Source organism: Cupriavidus sp. USMAHM13, assembly GCF_001854285.1.
Lineage (GTDB): Bacteria > Pseudomonadota > Gammaproteobacteria > Burkholderiales > Burkholderiaceae > Cupriavidus > Cupriavidus malaysiensis.
The window spans coordinates 3,098,806-3,114,606 of record NZ_CP017751.1 but is presented as its reverse complement, the minus strand read 5'-3'; the positions used below and the strand labels follow the sequence as shown (position 1 = coordinate 3,114,606).

Here is a 15,801-nt window from a genome sequence, read left to right as displayed (position 1 = left end):
TCCCAGGCGCGCCATGGCTGAATGGCCGAACCGCCAGGAGGATCGACGAAAGAATGGCTCTTACTGAACTCAGCCGCATTCCCAGGAGATAGGCATGGCCAACAGCGTTGCAGACGTGATGAAGCTGGTGAAGGAAAACGACGTCAAGTTCGTCGATTTCCGCTTCACCGATACCAAGGGCAAAGAGCAGCACGTCTCCGTGCCCGTGTCGCACTTCGACGAGGACAAGTTCGAGAGCGGCCACGCCTTCGACGGTTCGTCGATCGCCGGCTGGAAGGGTATCGAGGCTTCGGACATGCTGCTGATGCCGGACTCGAACACCGCCCACGTCGACCCGTTCTACGAAGAGCCGACGCTGGTGCTGACCTGCGACGTGATCGAGCCCTCGGATGGCAAGGGCTATGACCGCGATCCGCGCTCCATCGCCAAGCGCGCCGAAGCCTACCTGAAGAGCACCGGCCTGGGCGATACCGCCTTCTTCGGCCCGGAGCCCGAGTTCTTCATCTTCGACGGCGTGACCTGGAACGTCGATATGCAGGGCTGCTTCGTCAAGATCCACTCGGAAGAAGCGCCGTGGTCCTCGGCCAAGGAATTCGAGCATGGCAACAGCGGCCATCGTCCGGGCAAGAAGGGTGGCTACTTCCCCGTCGCCCCGATCGACACCTTCCAGGACATCCGTTCGGAGATGTGCCTGATCCTGGAATCGCTGGGCATCCCCGTGGAAGTCCACCACCACGAAGTGGCGGGCCAGGGCCAGAACGAGATCGGCACCAAGTTCAGCACGCTGGTGCAGCGCGCCGACTGGACCCAGCTGCAGAAGTACGTGATCCAGAACGTCGCCCACACCTACGGCAAGACCGCCACCTTTATGCCGAAGCCCATCGTCGGCGACAACGGCTCGGGCATGCACGTGCACCAGTCCGTGTGGAAGGACGGCCAGAACCTGTTCGCGGGTAACGGCTACGCCGGCCTGTCGGAATTCGCGCTGTACTACATCGGCGGCATCATCAAGCATGCGCGCGCGCTGAACGCCATCACCAACCCGGGCACGAACTCGTACAAGCGTCTGGTGCCGGGCTTCGAAGCCCCGGTCAAGCTGGCCTACTCGGCCCGCAACCGCTCGGCCTCGATCCGTATCCCGTACGTGGCGAACCCGAAGGGCCGTCGTATCGAGACCCGCTTCCCGGATCCGCTGATGAACCCGTACCTGGGCTTCTCGGCGCTGCTGATGGCCGGCCTGGACGGCGTGCAGAACAAGATCCACCCGGGCGAGGCTGCCGACAAGAACCTGTACGACCTGCCGCCGGAAGAAGACGCGAAGATCCCGACCGTGTGCTCGAGCCTCGACCAGGCCCTCGAGTACCTGGACAAGGACCGCGAATTCCTGACCCGTGGCGGCGTCTTCTCGAACTCGATGATCGATGCCTACATCGAGCTGAAGATGGAAGAAGTGACCCGCTTCCGCATGACGACCCATCCGGTCGAATTCGAGATGTACTACTCGCTGTAAGCGCAACCGTTGCCCGGTTGTGACCTGGCAACAGAAGCACTGGAAAGGGGCAGCCTAGGCTGTCCCTTTTTCTTTTGTCGCAGTTCCGCTGAACTAGAATGGGGCTCCGCGCTCAACCCTAGCTCTGATGTCGATGCCAACCCAACCGTCCGTCCCGACGCTGCTCACCTCCAACTGCCGGCGCCTGCACCGTTTGCGTGAATCGATCCCTGTCCTTGGTGCCATTCTGGTGCTGGCCGCCACAGGCTGGAGCATGCCGGTGGCGGCGCAGTCCTCCGACGTCTATGTCTGCACGGGCCCGAACGGCGTGCCGGAGTACCGCAACGGCAACGGCGGCAAGAACTGCCGCAAGCTGAACCTGCCGGAGGTGGTGGCCGTACCCGGTGGGCGCACCGCGCCCGCGGCCACCGCCAGGCCGGCGCCGGGGGGCTTCCCGCGTGTGGACGGTGCCACGCAGAAGAGCCGCGATGGCGAGCGCCGCGCGGTGCTGGAGCAGGAGTTGCAGAGCGAGCAGGCCAGGCTGGCGTCGCTGCGTGCCGAATACAACAACGGCGAGCCGGAGCGTCAAGGCAATGAACGCAATTACCAGAAGTATCTCGATCGCACCGCCGCGCTGCGTGACAACATCACGCGCAGCGAAGCCAACGTCGCGGCGTTGCAGCGGGAACTCGCCAACCTGAAGGACTGAATCCATGCGCCGCTTGATTCGCAGCGTTTCGCGCCGCGTGACAGCCACCGACCGTGGTGCCGCGGCCGCCGGCCAGGCCGCCGGCGTGCAGGAGGATCCTGCCGAGGCCCCGCTGCACGCCGGCCTCGATGTGATGGCCAACCCCGTGCTGCTGGTGCGTGCCGCCAGCCTGCGCATCGTCTATGCGAATGCCGCGGCGGAGGCCAGCTTCGCGGTGTCGCGCAAGTCCATGCGCGAGATGGCGCTGCCGGAACTGTTCGGGCCCTCCGAGGAATTGGCCGGCATGATCGAGAGCGTGCGCACGCGGCAGTTCGACGTGCGCCGCCAGGACGTGGTGCTGCAGCGCGCGCTGCAGGAGCCTAGCCATGCCCACGTGGTGGTCGGCGTGCTCGAGGCCACGGCCGACACCGTGCTGGTCGAGGTGCTGCCCAACGAGCAGAAGGTGCGCAGCGAGCGCGAGGAGCGCATCCTCGACCTGACCTCCGCCAACAAGGAACTGATCCGCAACCTGGCGCACGAGATCAAGAACCCGCTCGGCGGCATCCGCGGCGCCGCCCAGCTGCTCGAGTTCGAGTTGCCCGAGCGCGGGCTGCGCGAGTACACCCAGGTCATCATCAAGGAGTCGGACCGGCTGCAGACGCTGGTCGACCGCCTGCTGGAGCCGCACCGGCACCCCCATATCGTCTCGGAGCTCAATATCCACGAGGTGCTGGAGCGCGTGCGCCTGGTGGTGCTGGCCGAATTCCCCAACGGCCTGGAGATCGTGCGTGACTACGATGCCAGCCTGCCCGACCTGCGCGGCGACAAGGAGCAACTGATCCAGGCGGTGCTCAACATCGTCCACAACGCGGCGCAGGCGCTGGCGGACCGCATCGCCGCCGGTGATGCGCAGATCGTGCTGCGCACGCGCGTGGCCCGCCAGGTGACCATCGCCAAGCGGCTTTTCAAGCTGGCATTGGATTTGCATATCATCGACAACGGCCCCGGCATTCCCGAGGACATTCGCGAACGCATCTTCTACCCGCTGGTGTCGGGCAAGGATGGCGGCAGCGGTCTCGGTCTCACACTCGCTCAAACCTTCGTGCAGCAGCACGAAGGCTTGATCGAATGCGAGAGCCGGCCGGGCTGTACCGACTTCCGCATCCTGCTGCCGCTGCATTAGTCCGCATCGGCGTACCGGGCGACCGCATCGCAGGCCGCTGGCAGCCGGAGCGACGGAAGACCATATGACACCGAGCAGACAAGCGACGCATATGAAGCCGATCTGGATAGTCGACGACGATCAATCAATCCGCTGGGTCCTGGAAAAGGCCCTTGCCCGGGAAAGCCTGCTCTCGCGCAGTTTCACCAATGTGCGCGACGTGCTGGCCGCGCTGGAGGAGGATGAGCCGCAGGTGCTGATCTCCGACATCCGCATGCCGGGCGGCTCCGGACTGGACCTGCTGCAAGCGATCAAGGCGCGCCATCCCGGACTGCCCGTGATCGTGATGACGGCCTACTCGGACCTGGACAGCGCGGTCGCTGCCTTCCAGGGCGGGGCCTTCGAATACCTGGCCAAGCCCTTCGACGTGGACAAGGCGGTGGAGCTGATCCGCCGCGCGCTGGAAGAGAGCCTGCGCGAGGAGGAGATGGACGAGCGCCTGGCGGACGCGCCCGAGATCCTCGGCCAGGCTCCGGCAATGCAGGATGTCTTCCGCGCCATCGGGCGCCTGTCGCAGTCGAACGTGACGGTGATGATCACCGGCGAGTCCGGCACCGGCAAGGAACTGGTGGCGCGTGCCCTGCACAAGCACAGCCCGCGCGCCAACGGGCCATTCATCGCGCTCAATACCGCGGCCATTCCCAAGGACCTGCTGGAATCGGAGCTGTTCGGCCACGAGCGCGGTGCCTTCACCGGCGCGCAGACCATGCGGCGCGGGCGCTTCGAGCAGGCCGAGGGGGGCACGCTGTTCCTCGATGAAATCGGCGACATGCCGTTCGACCTGCAGACGCGCCTGCTGCGCGTGCTGTCGGACGGCAACTTCTATCGCGTGGGCGGGCACAATCCGCTGCGCGCCAATGTGCGGGTGATTGCCGCCACCCACCAGAACCTGGAGTCCCGCGTCAAGGACGGCTTGTTCCGCGAGGACTTGTTCCATCGCCTCAACGTGATCCGCCTGCGCCTGCCGCCGCTGCGCGAACGGCCCGAGGACATCACGCTGCTGGCGCGGCATTTCCTGCAGAAGAGCGCCAAGGAACTCGGTGTCGAGCCCAAGCGCATGTCGGACGAGGCCCTGGCCTATGTCAGCACGCTGCCTTTCCCGGGCAATGTGCGCCAGCTCGAGAACCTGTGCAACTGGCTGACGGTGATGGCGCCGGCGCAGACCGTCGAGGTGAAGGACCTGCCGCGCGAGATGATCGGTGGCGAGGTGCCTGCCATGCCTGCGCCGATGCGCCAGCCGGAGCGTATGGTCGAAGCCTACGGCGCAGGCCGCGCCGGGGAGGGCAGCGAGGCGCTGCTGGCCGAGGGGGGCGGTATGCCCGTGCTGGAGGCCGCGCCCGTTCCGTTGGCGGGGCGGCCGGCCGCCGCGCTGCCCGACTGGGAGAGCCTGCTGGCGGGAGAGGCGCGTGCCATGCTGGAATCAGGCCAGCCCGAGGTCATGGACATCCTGACCCGGCGCTTTGAGAAGGCCGTGCTGGAGGCAGCGCTTGGCGTCACACGCGGACGCCGGGTCGAGGCCGCCACCCGCCTGGGCATCGGGCGTAACACGATCACGCGCAAGCTGCAGGAGCTGGGCTTCGATTGAGCGCCCGGCGGGCGTGCCCGCGGACCAGTCAACCGGGCTTCTCGGCGAGCCCTGCGGCCGGGCCAGTCCCGGCCGTTTTTCTTCCCGCCGCCCAGCCGGGCGGACGGCGGCGTTCAGCCGCGTGCCGCGAGCAGCAGGCCGGCCATCTCGGCAAAACCCTCGCCGCCGCTGGCCTCGGTCACGTAGGCAGGCGGTGTCGGCAACTGGTCGGCAATGGCGCGCACATTGGCGACGCCGACCGAGAGCGGGAAGTGCGCGAACATCGAGGCGTCGTTGGCCGAGTCGCCGATGAATAGCCACTGCCCGCGCTCGGCGTCGAGGTCGGCCCCCAGCAGTTCGGCCGCGCACAGCCGGCTCATGCTGAGCTTGTCATGCTGGCCGAACCAGCCGTTCACATGAATCGAACTGACTGTCGCGGTCATGCCGGCGTCGCGCATCAGCGCCGCGATGCGCGCCACCGCCGGCGCGGGCAGGGGCGCCACGTCCTCGGCATGGTCGATGGCCAGGTCGGCCGCATGCCAGGCCTGGTCCGAAGCCAGTGCGGAACCCGGTACTTCCCTCAGGATGCGCGCGCCCAGCGCCTGGATGCGCGCCAGGTTATCCGCCCGCGTGGCGGCATCGTCGAGGAAGCGCGTATGCAATCGACCCGCGCGCAGATGCGAATAGAAAGCGCCGTTCTCGCCGATGATCGCGTCGACCGGCCACAGCCGGGCCAGGATTTCGGCCCAGGCGATGCAGCGGCCAGTCACCGGGATCAGGTGCAGCCCGGCATCCCTGATCTGCTGCATGGCGAGGTAGGTGGCTGCCGGCAGGCGGCCGTCGGATGTCAGGGTGCCGTCGATATCGGTCAGCACGCCGCGGATACCGCGCAGGGCGGCGGGGGGCAGGGTCTGGATGGCTTGCATGGCGGCGCATTCTATCCGTGTCCGCGCAGGCGAACGACCTTTCTGCCATCTTTGTCTTTTTTTTTCGATTGTGAGGGATTGCCCGGTTTCCACGCGGCGAAAGCGAGGGTAACATCCCGCTGTCATAAAACTGGAATAGATTCGAACGCTTTTGTTGTTCGTTTCGTTTCGTTTCGTTTCCAAACATTACCTTGCGCCGAAACGGGTGGCGCAAGAAACCGGAGATCGCTCATGTTCCTGAAACGTACCGCCTTGACGCTCGCCGCGCTGCCGCTGATGGTTGCCGCGGGATCGGCTCATGCCGTTACCGAGATCCAGTGGTGGCATTCGATGGAGGGCGCCCTGAACGACAAGGTCAACGAACTCGCCAACAAGTTCAACGCCAGCCAGTCCGACTACAAGATCGTGCCGGTGTACAAGGGCCAGTACGACGAGTCGCTGGCCGCCGGCATCGCGGCCTACCGCGCCGGCAACGCACCGGCCATCCTGCAGGTGTTCGAGGTGGGCACGGCCACCATGATGAATGCCAAGGGCGCGATCGTGCCGGTCAGCAAGGTCATGAAGGATGCCGGCGAGAAGTTCGATGCCAAGGCCTACGTGCCCGCCGTGGCCGGCTACTACACCTCGAGCAAGGGGGACATGCTGTCCTTCCCCTTCAACAGCTCGACCACGATCATGTATTACAACAAGGACGCCTTCAAGAAGGCGGGCCTGGATCCGAACAAGCCGCCCGCAACCTGGCAGGAAGTGGCGATCGACGCGGCCAAGCTGAAGGCCGCCGGCGTGCCCTGCGGCTATACCACTGACTGGCAGTCGTGGGTGCACCTGGAGAGCTTCTCGGCCTGGCACAATGTGTCGTTCGCCACCGAGAACAACGGCTTCGGCGGTCCCAAGGCTCGCCTGAATTTCAATGGTCCGGTCCAGGTCCAGCACATCGAGCATATGCTCGACATGGCAAAGAAGGGCTATTTCACCTACGCCGGCCGCAAGGACGAGCCGAAGGCGAAGTTCATCGCCGGTGAGTGCGCGATGCACACCGGTTCGTCGGCCGCGCTGGCCAACATCCGCAAGAACGCCAAGTTCAATTTCTCTCCGGCACCGCTGCCCTATGAGGCCGGCGTGCCCGGCGCGCCGCAGAACACCATCATCGGCGGCGCCTCGCTGTGGGTGATGGGCGGCCACAAGGCCGACGAGTACAAGGGCGTGGCCAGGTTCTTCACCTTCCTGTCGCGTCCGGAGATCCAGGCGGACTGGCACCAGTCGACCGGCTACCTGCCGGTGACCATGGCGGCCTACGAACTGACCAAGAAGTCCGGCTACTATGACAAGAACCCGGGTGCCGACGTCGCGGTCAAGCAGATGATCGTCAAGACCACCGACAAGTCGCGCGGCATCCGCCTGGGCAACTTCCCGCAGATCCGTTCGGTGATCGACGAGGAGCTGGAATCCGTCTGGGCCGGCAAGAAGACGCCGAAGGCTGCCCTGGACGAGGCCGTGGCGCGCGGCAACGAACTGCTGGTCCGCTTCGAGAAGACCGTCAAGGAATAACACGACGGGCGTGCGCGCCGCCTCACTGCCGGCCCGCGGCGAAAGCGCGGGCCGGCAGTGCATTTTGAGAGTCTTCATGGAAAAGCGAGTTGTCTTCCGATCGCGCTGGCTGCCCTACCTGCTGGTGGCGCCGCAGATCGTCGTCACCCTGGTGTTCTTCTTCTGGCCGGCCGGGCAGGCCCTGTACCAGTCGCTGCTGCGCCAGGACGCCTTCGGCATCAGCCTCGAATTCGTCGGCCTGGAGAACTTCCAGGACCTGCTCGGCGACCCCACCTACCTCGGGTCCTTCAAGACCACCGCGTTGTTCGCCATCGGCGTGACGGTGGTCGGCCTGGGCACGTCGCTGGCGCTGGCTTATTTCGCCGACCGCGCGCTGCGCGGCGCGACCTTCTACAAGACCCTGCTGATCTGGCCCTACGCGATCGCGCCGGCCGTGGCCGGGGTGCTGTGGAGTTTCCTGTTCAATCCCACGCTGGGCATCGTCTCCTACGTCATCCGCATGATGGGGGTGGAGTGGAATTACGTGCTCAACGGCGGGCAGGCCATGCTGCTGGTGGTGGTCATCGCCGCCTGGAAGCAGATCAGCTACAACTTCCTGTTCTTCCTGGCCGGGCTGCAGAGCATCCCCAAGTCGCTGATCGAGGCCGCCGCCATCGACGGCGCCGGGCCCTGGAAGCGCTTCTGGTCGATCGTCTTCCCGCTGCTGTCGCCCACCACCTTCTTCCTGATGGTGGTGAACATCGTCTACGCCTTCTTCGACACCTTCGCCATCATCGACTCGGTGACGCAGGGCGGCCCGTTCAAGGCCACCGAGACGCTGGTCTTCAAGGTCTACCAGGACGGCGTGCGCGGGCTGGACATCGGCGGTTCGGCCGCGCAATCGGTGATCCTGATGGCGGTGGTGATCGTATTGACCATCGTCCAGTTCCGCTACGTCGAGCGCAAAGTCCAATACTAAGCAATACAAGGGTCCGGACCCATGATCGAACGCCGTCCATTCCTGGACTTCCTCACCCACCTCGTGCTGATTCTGGGCGTGGTGATCGTCGCCTTCCCGGTGTATGTGGTCTTCGTCGCGTCGTCGCTGACGGCGCAGGACGTGCTGCAGGCGCCGATGACGCTGATCCCCGGCCCGCACCTGATCGAGAACTACCGCCAGGTGCTGACGCAAGGCATGGGCAATTCGGCCACGCCGGTCGGCACCATGCTGATGAACAGCCTGATCATGGCGCTGGGGATCTCGCTCGGCAAGATCGCCATCTCCATCATCTCGGCTTTCGCCATCGTCTATTTCCGCTTCCCGCTGCGCAAGACCTTTTTCTGGCTGATCTTCGTCACGCTGATGCTGCCGGTGGAAGTGCGCATCCTGCCGACCTACAAGGTGGTGTCCGACCTGGGCATGATCAACAGCTACTTCGGCCTGACCATCCCCATCATCGCCTCGGCCACCGCCACCTTCCTGTTTCGCCAGTTCTTCCTCACCATTCCGGACGAACTGGCCGAAGCCGCCCGCATCGACGGGGCCGGTCCGCTGAAGTTCTTCTGGGACGTGGTGCTGCCGCTGTCGCGCACCAGCATCGCCGCGCTGTTCGTGATCCAGTTCATCTACGGCTGGAACCAGTACCTGTGGCCGCTGCTGATCACCACCGACAAGAGCCTGACGCCGATCGTGCTGGGCGTGACGCAGATGATCTCGCGGTCCGGCGATTCCGCCACCGACTGGAACCTGCTGATGGCCACCGTGATGCTGGCGATGGTCCCGCCCGCCCTGGTGGTGATCTTCATGCAGCGCTGGTTCGTCAAGGGCCTGGTGGAAACCGAGAAGTAAAAGACAAGATATTGGAAGTCAATCCGCAATGGCAAAACTGTCCCTACGCAACGTCCAGAAGACCTACGCCGGCAATGTCCAGGTGGTGCACGGCATCGACATGGAGATCGCCGACGGCGAGTTCATCGTGATCGTCGGCCCCTCCGGCTGCGGCAAGTCCACGCTGCTGCGCATGGTGGCCGGCCTGGAGGCCATCACCGGCGGCGAAGTCTGGATCGGCGAGCGCGTGGTCAACCAGCTGGAACCGGCCGAGCGCGATATCGCCATGGTGTTCCAGAACTACGCGCTCTATCCGCACATGAGCGTCTACGAGAACATGGCCTACGGGCTGAAGATCCGCGGCATGGACAAGGCCGAGATCGCCAAGCGCGTCGAGCATGCCGCCGGCATCCTCGAGCTGGCGCCGCTGCTGTCGCGCAGGCCGCGCCAGCTCTCCGGCGGCCAGCGCCAGCGGGTGGCCATGGGCCGTGCCATCGTGCGCGAGCCGGCGGTCTTCCTGTTCGACGAGCCGCTGTCGAACCTCGACGCCAAGCTGCGCGTGCAGATGCGCCTGGAGCTGAAGGAACTGCACCGGCGCCTGCGAACCACCAGTCTGTACGTGACCCACGACCAGGTCGAGGCGATGACGCTGGCCGATCGCATGATGGTGCTCAACGGTGGCCGCGTCGAGCAGATCGGCACGCCGCTCGAGGTGTACTCGCGTCCGGCCAGCACCTTCGTCGCCAGCTTCATCGGTTCGCCGCCGATGAACCTGGTGCCGGTGGTGCGGGATGGCGCCAACGGCCAGGTCGGCATGAAGGTGGTGGCGGGGCAGGGTGGTGGCGCTGGCGCTTCGCTGGGCCACCTGCCGATGGGGCTGCACCTGCCCGAGCGCGCGCTGCTCGGCCTGCGCCCCGAGCACATCGAGCCATGCGCCGCGCACGAGGCCATTGCCGAGGTCGAAGTGCGCGTGGTGGAGGCGCTCGGCGCCGACTCGTTCGCCTACGGCGCGCTGGGCGGCCAGCCGGTGGTGGTGCGGCTGGACAGCCAGCTCAAGGTGCGCGCGGGCGACCGCCTGCCGATCACCTCCAGCGCCGACCACCTGCACTTCTTCGATACCGATTCCGGCAAGCGCATCGAGGCCTGACATGTCCGCACCCGACACCGCGGCCGCGGCCGCTTTCGCCCCCTGGCCGGCGCCCTGGCCGTATCCGCGCCACATCGCCCACCGCGGCGCCGGCAAGCTGGCGCCGGAGAACACGCTGGCGGCTTTCCGCCACGGTGCCTCGTTCGGCTACCGCATGTTCGAGTTCGACGTGAAGCTGTCTGCCGACGGCAAGCCGGTGCTGCTGCACGACGCGACGCTCGACCGGACCACCAGCGGCCACGGCCGTGCCGACGCGCTGACGCTGGGCGAACTGGCCATGCTGGATGCCGGCGGCTGGCACAGTCCGGCCTTCGCCGGCGAGCCCATCCCCACGCTGGCGGCAGTGGCGCGCTACACCCGCGCCAACGGCTTCCTGGTCAATATCGAGATCAAGCCGGTAACCGGCGCCGAGCGCCGGACCGGTGCCGCCGTGGCGCTGGACGCGGCGGCGCTGTGGGCCGGCAGCGCGGTGCCGCCGCTGCTGTCTTCCTTCTCGGAAGCCGCGCTGGAGGCCGCGCGCGAAGCCGTGCCGACGCTGCCGCGGGCCCTGCTGATGGACCGCCTGCCCGCCGACTGGCTCGAACGGCTGCGCCGGCTCGATTGCGTGGCCCTCGATGCCAACCATCGGGAGCTGGACCGGCAGGTGATCGAGGCCGCCCACCAGGCGGGCTTCCGCGTGGCCTGCTACACGGTCAACGACTCCGCCCGCGCGGCGGAGCTGCTCGGCTGGGGGCTCGATGCCCTGATCACCGATGCGGTCGACCGCATCGTGCCCGATCCGGTGGCATAGCGAGTCGGCCGCAAGGGCTGCATGCTTGCGCGCGGGGGTGATGGGCGGCACCCCGCAGACCGAATCCGTCACTTTCCGGCAATAATCGCCGGCACTGTTGTAGTACTACCGCGTATACCCGGAAAAAACGCGGGCGCGCCTAGGCAAACGTGCTATGCTTATGCGAGTGAAGACTTAGGTCCTTCCCGCACAACTTGCCCTTGAAGGTCCTCAGCAGTGTCGGCGCCGCCCAAACCAGGCTGGCGCCGTTTGCTTAAGAGGGGCTTCAAAGAGTTGTTTGCAATCCGCTAACCGGTCAAGCCGTGTCGCGGAAGGTTGATGAACCCGCTTAACTCCGGCAGTCCCGGAGAATAGTGAGCGCCCCATGATGCAGCAGTATCAGAGCAATTCGTACCTCTTCGGCGGTAACGCGCCCTACGTGGAAGAGCTGTACGAAGCCTATCTCGAAAACCCCGCCTCGGTTCCCGACAACTGGCGTGCGTATTTCGACGCGATGCAGAACGTGCCCGCCGTCGATGGTTCCAACGCCCGCGACATCCCCCACGCTCCCATCGTCGCCTCGTTCGCCGAGCGCGCCAAGCAAGGCCCGATCAAGACCATCGTCGCCTCGGCCGATTCGGACATGGGCCGCAAGCGCGTGGCCGCCACGCAGCTGATCGCCGCCTACCGCAACATCGGTTCGCACTGGGCCGACCTCGATCCGCTCAAGCGCCAGGAGCGTCCGCCCCTGCCGGACCTGGATCCCGCCTTCTACGGTTTCTCCGAGAGCGATCTCGACATCGTCTTCAATGCCAGCAATACCTATTTCGGCAAGGAGTCGATGAGCCTGCGCGAGTTGATCAACAACCTGCGCGAGACTTACTGCGGCACCATCGGCGCCGAGTTCATGTACATCAGCGACCAGGCGCAGAAGCGCTGGTGGCAGGAGCGCCTGGAAACCACGCGTTCCAAGCCGGTGTTCACGCTGGAGAAGAAGAAGCACATCCTGGAGCGCCTGACCGCCGCCGAAGGCCTCGAGCGCTTCCTGCACACCAAGTACGTCGGCCAGAAGCGCTTCTCGCTGGAAGGCGGTGAAAGCTTCATCGCCGCGATGGATGAACTGGTCCAGCACGCCGGCGGCAAGGGCGTGCAGGAAATCGTGATCGGCATGGCCCACCGCGGCCGCCTGAACGTGCTGGTCAACACCCTGGGCAAGATGCCGGCGGACCTGTTCGCCGAGTTCGAAGGCAAGCACGTCGATGACCTGCCTGCCGGCGACGTCAAGTACCACAAGGGCTTCTCGTCGGACGTCTCCACCGAGGGCGGCCCGGTCCACCTGTCGCTGGCCTTCAACCCGTCCCACCTGGAAATCGTCAACCCGGTGGTCGAGGGTTCGTCCAAGGCCCGCCAGGAACGCCGCGGCGGTGCCGGCCACAAGGAAGTGCTGCCGGTGCAGGTGCACGGCGACGCAGCCTTCGCCGGCCAGGGTGTGGTGATGGAAACGCTGAACCTGGCGCAGACCCGCGGCTATGGCACGGGCGGCACGATGCACATCGTGATCAACAACCAGATCGGCTTCACCACCTCCGACCCGCGTGACGCACGTTCGACGCTGTACTGCACGGACGTGGTCAAGATGATCGAGGCGCCGGTGCTGCACGTGAACGGCGACGATCCCGAAGCCGTGGTGTTCGCCATGCAGCTGGCAGTCGATTTCCGCATGGAATTCAACAAGGACGTCGTCGTCGACATCATCTGCTTCCGCAAGCTGGGCCACAACGAGCAGGACACGCCTGCCGTCACCCAGCCGCTGATGTACAAGAAGATCGGCCAGCACCCCGGCACGCGCAAGCTGTATGCCGACAAGCTGACGGCGCAGAACCTGACCGGCGGCGAGTTCGGCGACCAGCTGGTTAAGGAATACCGTGCCGCCATGGATGCGGGCAAGCTGACCGTCGACCCGGTGCTGTCGAACTTCAAGAACAAGTTCGCGGTGGATTGGATCCCCTTCCTGAACCGCAAGTGGACCGACGCCGCCGACACCGCCGTGCCGGTGACCGAGCTCAAGCGCCTGGCCGAGCGTATCACCACCATCCCCGAGCACCTGAAGCTGCATCCGCTGGTGGAGAAGGTGATCAAGGACCGCGCCAACATGGGCCGTGGCGACCAGTCGCTGGACTGGGGCATGGGTGAGCACCTGGCCTTTGCCTCGCTGGTGGCCTCGGGCTACGCCGTGCGCATCACCGGCCAGGATGCCGGCCGTGGCACTTTCACCCACCGCCACGCCGTGCTGCACGACCAGAACCGTGAGCGCTGGGATGCCGGTTCCTACGTGCCGCTGCAGAACGTCTCGGAAGGCCAGGCCCCGTTCACCGTGATCGACTCCGTGCTGTCCGAAGAGGCAGTGCTGGGCTTCGAATATGGTTACTCGACCGCCGAGCCGAACGCCCTGGTGATCTGGGAAGCCCAGTTCGGCGACTTCGTCAACGGCGCCCAGGTGGTGATCGACCAGTTCATCAGCTCCGGCGAAGTGAAGTGGGGCCGCGCCTCGGGCCTGACCCTGATGCTGCCGCACGGCTACGAAGGCCAGGGTCCGGAACACAGCTCGGCGCGCATCGAGCGTTTCCTGCAACTGTGTGCAGACCACAACATGCAGGTAGCCCAGCCGACCACGCCGGCGCAGATCTTCCACCTGCTGCGCCGCCAGATGATCCGCCTGTTCCGCAAGCCGCTGGTCATCATGACGCCGAAGTCGCTGCTGCGTAACAAGGATGCGGTGTCGCCGCTGGCCGACCTCGCCAAGGGCCACTTCGAGACCGTGATCGGCGACCAGGGCGACCTCAACGCCGCCAAGGTCAAGCGCGTGGTCCTGTGCTCGGGCAAGGTCTACTACGACCTGGTCAATACCCGCAAGGAACGCGACGCGTCGGATACCGCCGTGATCCGCCTGGAGCAGCTCTACCCGTTCCCGCACAAGGCACTGGCGGCCGAGCTCAAGAAGTACCCGGGCGCGACCGAGATCGTCTGGTGCCAGGACGAGCCGCAGAACCAGGGTGCATGGTTCTTCGTGCAGCACTACATCATGGAGAACATGACCGACGGCCAGAAGCTCGGCTACGCCGGTCGCCCGGCTTCGGCCTCGCCTGCCGTGGGCTACTACGCCAAGCACAACGAGCAGCAGAAGGCGCTGCTCGACGCGGCCTTCTCCAAGCTCAAGGGCTTCGTGCTGACCAAGTAATCGAGACTGCCCGGGCGGCGCGATCACCGATCGCGCCGCCCGGTGCCATGCATCGTCGAAGAACACACGCATACATCTAGGAATATCCAACCATGGCTATTGTTGACGTCAAGGTTCCCCAACTGTCCGAGTCGGTCGCCGAAGCGACCATGCTGAACTGGAAGAAGAAGCCCGGCGAGGCTGTCGCCCAGGACGAAATCCTGATCGAAATCGAGACCGACAAGGTCGTGCTCGAAGTGCCGGCCCCCTCCGCCGGCGTGCTGTCGCAGATCGTCAAGAATGACGGCGACACCGTCGTCGCCGACGAGATCATCGCCAAGATCGACACCGAAGCCACCGCCGGCGCCCCGGCCCCGGCCGCCGCCGCGCCCGCTCCGGCCGCCGTGCCCGCTGCCGCTCCGGCTGCCGCTGCCGCTCCGGCCGGCGCCGTCGCCATGCCGTCGGCCGCCAAGCTGATGGCCGAAGGCAATCTGTCGGCCGGCCAGGTCGCCGGCACCGGCAAGGATGGCCGCATCACCAAGGGTGACGTGCTGGCCGCCTCCGCCGCCCCGGCACCGGCCGCCAAGGCCGCTCCCGCTCCGGCAGCCGCCAAGCCGGCGCTGCAGCAGGTCGCCGCCCCGGTCGACTTCGCCGCCCTGGGCGACCGCCCGGAAGAGCGCGTGCCGATGAGCCGCCTGCGTGCCCGTATCGCCGAGCGCCTGCTGCAATCGCAAGCCACCAACGCCATCCTCACCACCTTCAATGAAGTGAACATGAAGCCGGTGATGGACCTGCGCAACAAGTACAAGGACAAGTTCGAGAAGGAACACGGCGTCAAGCTGGGTTTCATGTCCTTCTTCGTCAAGGCAGCGGTGCACGCGCTGAAGAAGTTCCCGCTGATCAATGCCTCGATCGACGGTAACGACATCGTCTACCACGGCTACTTCGACATCGGTATCGCGGTCGGTTCGCCGCGCGGCCTGGTGGTGCCCATCCTGCGCAATGCCGACCAGATGAGCCTGGCCGACATCGAGAAGAAGATCGCCGAATTCGGCGTGAAGGCCCGCGACGGCAAGCTGTCGCTGGAAGAACTGACCGGCGGTACGTTCTCCATCTCCAATGGCGGCGTGTTCGGTTCGATGCTGTCGACCCCGATCATCAACCCGCCGCAATCGGCCATCCTGGGCGTGCACGCCACCAAGGAGCGTGCCGTGGTGGAAGACGGCCAGATCGTGATCCGTCCGATGAACTACCTGGCCATGTCCTACGACCACCGCATCATCGACGGCCGCGAAGCCGTGCTGGGCCTGGTCGCCATGAAGGACGCGCTGGAAGATCCGGCCCGCCTGCTGCTGGACCTGTAATCCGGCTCTCACGCCATGCCGCCGCCGCGCCCGCGCTGCCGGTGGCCTGAAGAATCGAAA

General features: G+C 65.7%; 12 protein-coding genes. 11 read left to right on the top strand and 1 reads right to left on the bottom strand.

The window, feature by feature from the left end:
- Window positions 1-94: 94 nt before the first annotated feature.
- From BKK81_RS13680 to ntrC, 4 genes are all read left to right on the top strand, one after another.
- On the top strand, window positions 95-1,510 hold the full coding sequence (locus BKK81_RS13680) for a 3-hydroxylaminophenol mutase (protein WP_071013863.1): 1,416 nt from the start codon (window positions 95-97) through the stop codon (window positions 1,508-1,510).
- Window positions 1,511-1,643: 133 nt separating this feature from the next.
- On the top strand, window positions 1,644-2,198 hold the full coding sequence (locus BKK81_RS13675) for a DUF4124 domain-containing protein (protein WP_156811290.1): 555 nt from the start codon (window positions 1,644-1,646) through the stop codon (window positions 2,196-2,198).
- 4 nt (window positions 2,199-2,202) lie between these two features.
- On the top strand, window positions 2,203-3,360 hold the full coding sequence (glnL, locus tag BKK81_RS13670) for a nitrogen regulation protein NR(II) (protein WP_071013858.1): 1,158 nt from the start codon (window positions 2,203-2,205) through the stop codon (window positions 3,358-3,360).
- Between the two features lie 91 nt (window positions 3,361-3,451).
- Complete coding sequence (gene ntrC / locus BKK81_RS13665) at window positions 3,452-4,984, top strand: nitrogen regulation protein NR(I) (RefSeq protein WP_071013857.1); 1,533 nt, start codon at window positions 3,452-3,454, stop codon at window positions 4,982-4,984.
- 113 nt (window positions 4,985-5,097) lie between these two features.
- Here ntrC and BKK81_RS13660 read toward each other — a convergent pair whose 3' ends face one another.
- Window positions 5,098-5,889 carry an HAD-IIB family hydrolase gene (locus BKK81_RS13660; protein WP_071013855.1) on the bottom strand — a complete coding sequence of 264 codons (792 nt, stop codon included), beginning with the start codon at window positions 5,887-5,889 and terminating at the stop codon, window positions 5,098-5,100.
- 231 nt (window positions 5,890-6,120) lie between these two features.
- Between BKK81_RS13660 and ugpB the strand changes: the two genes are divergently transcribed.
- The 7 genes from ugpB (at window position 6,121) to odhB (ending at window position 15,741) form a co-directional block, all read left to right on the top strand.
- Complete coding sequence (ugpB, locus tag BKK81_RS13655) at window positions 6,121-7,437, top strand: sn-glycerol-3-phosphate ABC transporter substrate-binding protein UgpB (RefSeq protein WP_071013853.1); 1,317 nt, start codon at window positions 6,121-6,123, stop codon at window positions 7,435-7,437.
- 76 nt (window positions 7,438-7,513) lie between these two features.
- Entirely contained in the window at window positions 7,514-8,395 is an 882-nt protein-coding gene (gene ugpA / locus BKK81_RS13650) for a sn-glycerol-3-phosphate ABC transporter permease UgpA (protein ID WP_071013852.1), read from the top strand.
- A gap of 21 nt (window positions 8,396-8,416) precedes the next feature.
- Window positions 8,417-9,265, top strand: a complete 849-nt coding sequence (gene ugpE, locus BKK81_RS13645) for a sn-glycerol-3-phosphate ABC transporter permease UgpE (protein WP_071013850.1) — start codon at window positions 8,417-8,419, stop codon at window positions 9,263-9,265.
- A 28-nt stretch (window positions 9,266-9,293) separates the two neighbouring features.
- Window positions 9,294-10,391 (top strand): sn-glycerol-3-phosphate import ATP-binding protein UgpC, encoded by a 1,098-nt coding sequence (locus BKK81_RS13640; protein ID WP_071013849.1) that lies wholly within the window; start codon window positions 9,294-9,296, stop codon window positions 10,389-10,391.
- A 1-nt stretch (window position 10,392) separates the two neighbouring features.
- Window positions 10,393-11,181 (top strand): glycerophosphodiester phosphodiesterase, encoded by a 789-nt coding sequence (gene ugpQ, locus BKK81_RS13635; RefSeq protein WP_071013847.1) that lies wholly within the window; start codon window positions 10,393-10,395, stop codon window positions 11,179-11,181.
- 364 nt (window positions 11,182-11,545) lie between these two features.
- Window positions 11,546-14,398, top strand: a complete 2,853-nt coding sequence (locus BKK81_RS13630) for a 2-oxoglutarate dehydrogenase E1 component (RefSeq protein ID WP_071013845.1) — start codon at window positions 11,546-11,548, stop codon at window positions 14,396-14,398.
- Window positions 14,399-14,490: 92 nt separating this feature from the next.
- A complete protein-coding gene (gene odhB, locus BKK81_RS13625) occupies window positions 14,491-15,741 on the top strand; it encodes a 2-oxoglutarate dehydrogenase complex dihydrolipoyllysine-residue succinyltransferase (RefSeq protein WP_071013844.1) in 1,251 nt (416 codons plus the stop codon).
- The last annotated feature ends 60 nt before the right edge of the window (window positions 15,742-15,801 follow it).

Coding starts and splice junctions, on each gene's coding strand:
- BKK81_RS13675 (WP_156811290.1), top strand. CDS start 1,644: ATGCCAACCCAACCGTCCGTCCCGACGCTGCTCACCTCCAACTGCCGG.
- BKK81_RS13640 (WP_071013849.1), top strand. CDS start 9,294: ATGGCAAAACTGTCCCTACGCAACGTCCAGAAGACCTACGCCGGCAAT.
- glnL (WP_071013858.1), top strand. CDS start 2,203: ATGCGCCGCTTGATTCGCAGCGTTTCGCGCCGCGTGACAGCCACCGAC.
- BKK81_RS13660 (WP_071013855.1), bottom strand. CDS start 5,889: ATGCAAGCCATCCAGACCCTGCCCCCCGCCGCCCTGCGCGGTATCCGC.
- odhB (WP_071013844.1), top strand. CDS start 14,491: ATGGCTATTGTTGACGTCAAGGTTCCCCAACTGTCCGAGTCGGTCGCC.
- ntrC (WP_071013857.1), top strand. CDS start 3,452: ATGAAGCCGATCTGGATAGTCGACGACGATCAATCAATCCGCTGGGTC.
- BKK81_RS13680 (WP_071013863.1), top strand. CDS start 95: ATGGCCAACAGCGTTGCAGACGTGATGAAGCTGGTGAAGGAAAACGAC.
- BKK81_RS13630 (WP_071013845.1), top strand. CDS start 11,546: ATGATGCAGCAGTATCAGAGCAATTCGTACCTCTTCGGCGGTAACGCG.
- ugpB (WP_071013853.1), top strand. CDS start 6,121: ATGTTCCTGAAACGTACCGCCTTGACGCTCGCCGCGCTGCCGCTGATG.
- ugpQ (WP_071013847.1), top strand. CDS start 10,393: ATGTCCGCACCCGACACCGCGGCCGCGGCCGCTTTCGCCCCCTGGCCG.
- ugpE (WP_071013850.1), top strand. CDS start 8,417: ATGATCGAACGCCGTCCATTCCTGGACTTCCTCACCCACCTCGTGCTG.
- ugpA (WP_071013852.1), top strand. CDS start 7,514: ATGGAAAAGCGAGTTGTCTTCCGATCGCGCTGGCTGCCCTACCTGCTG.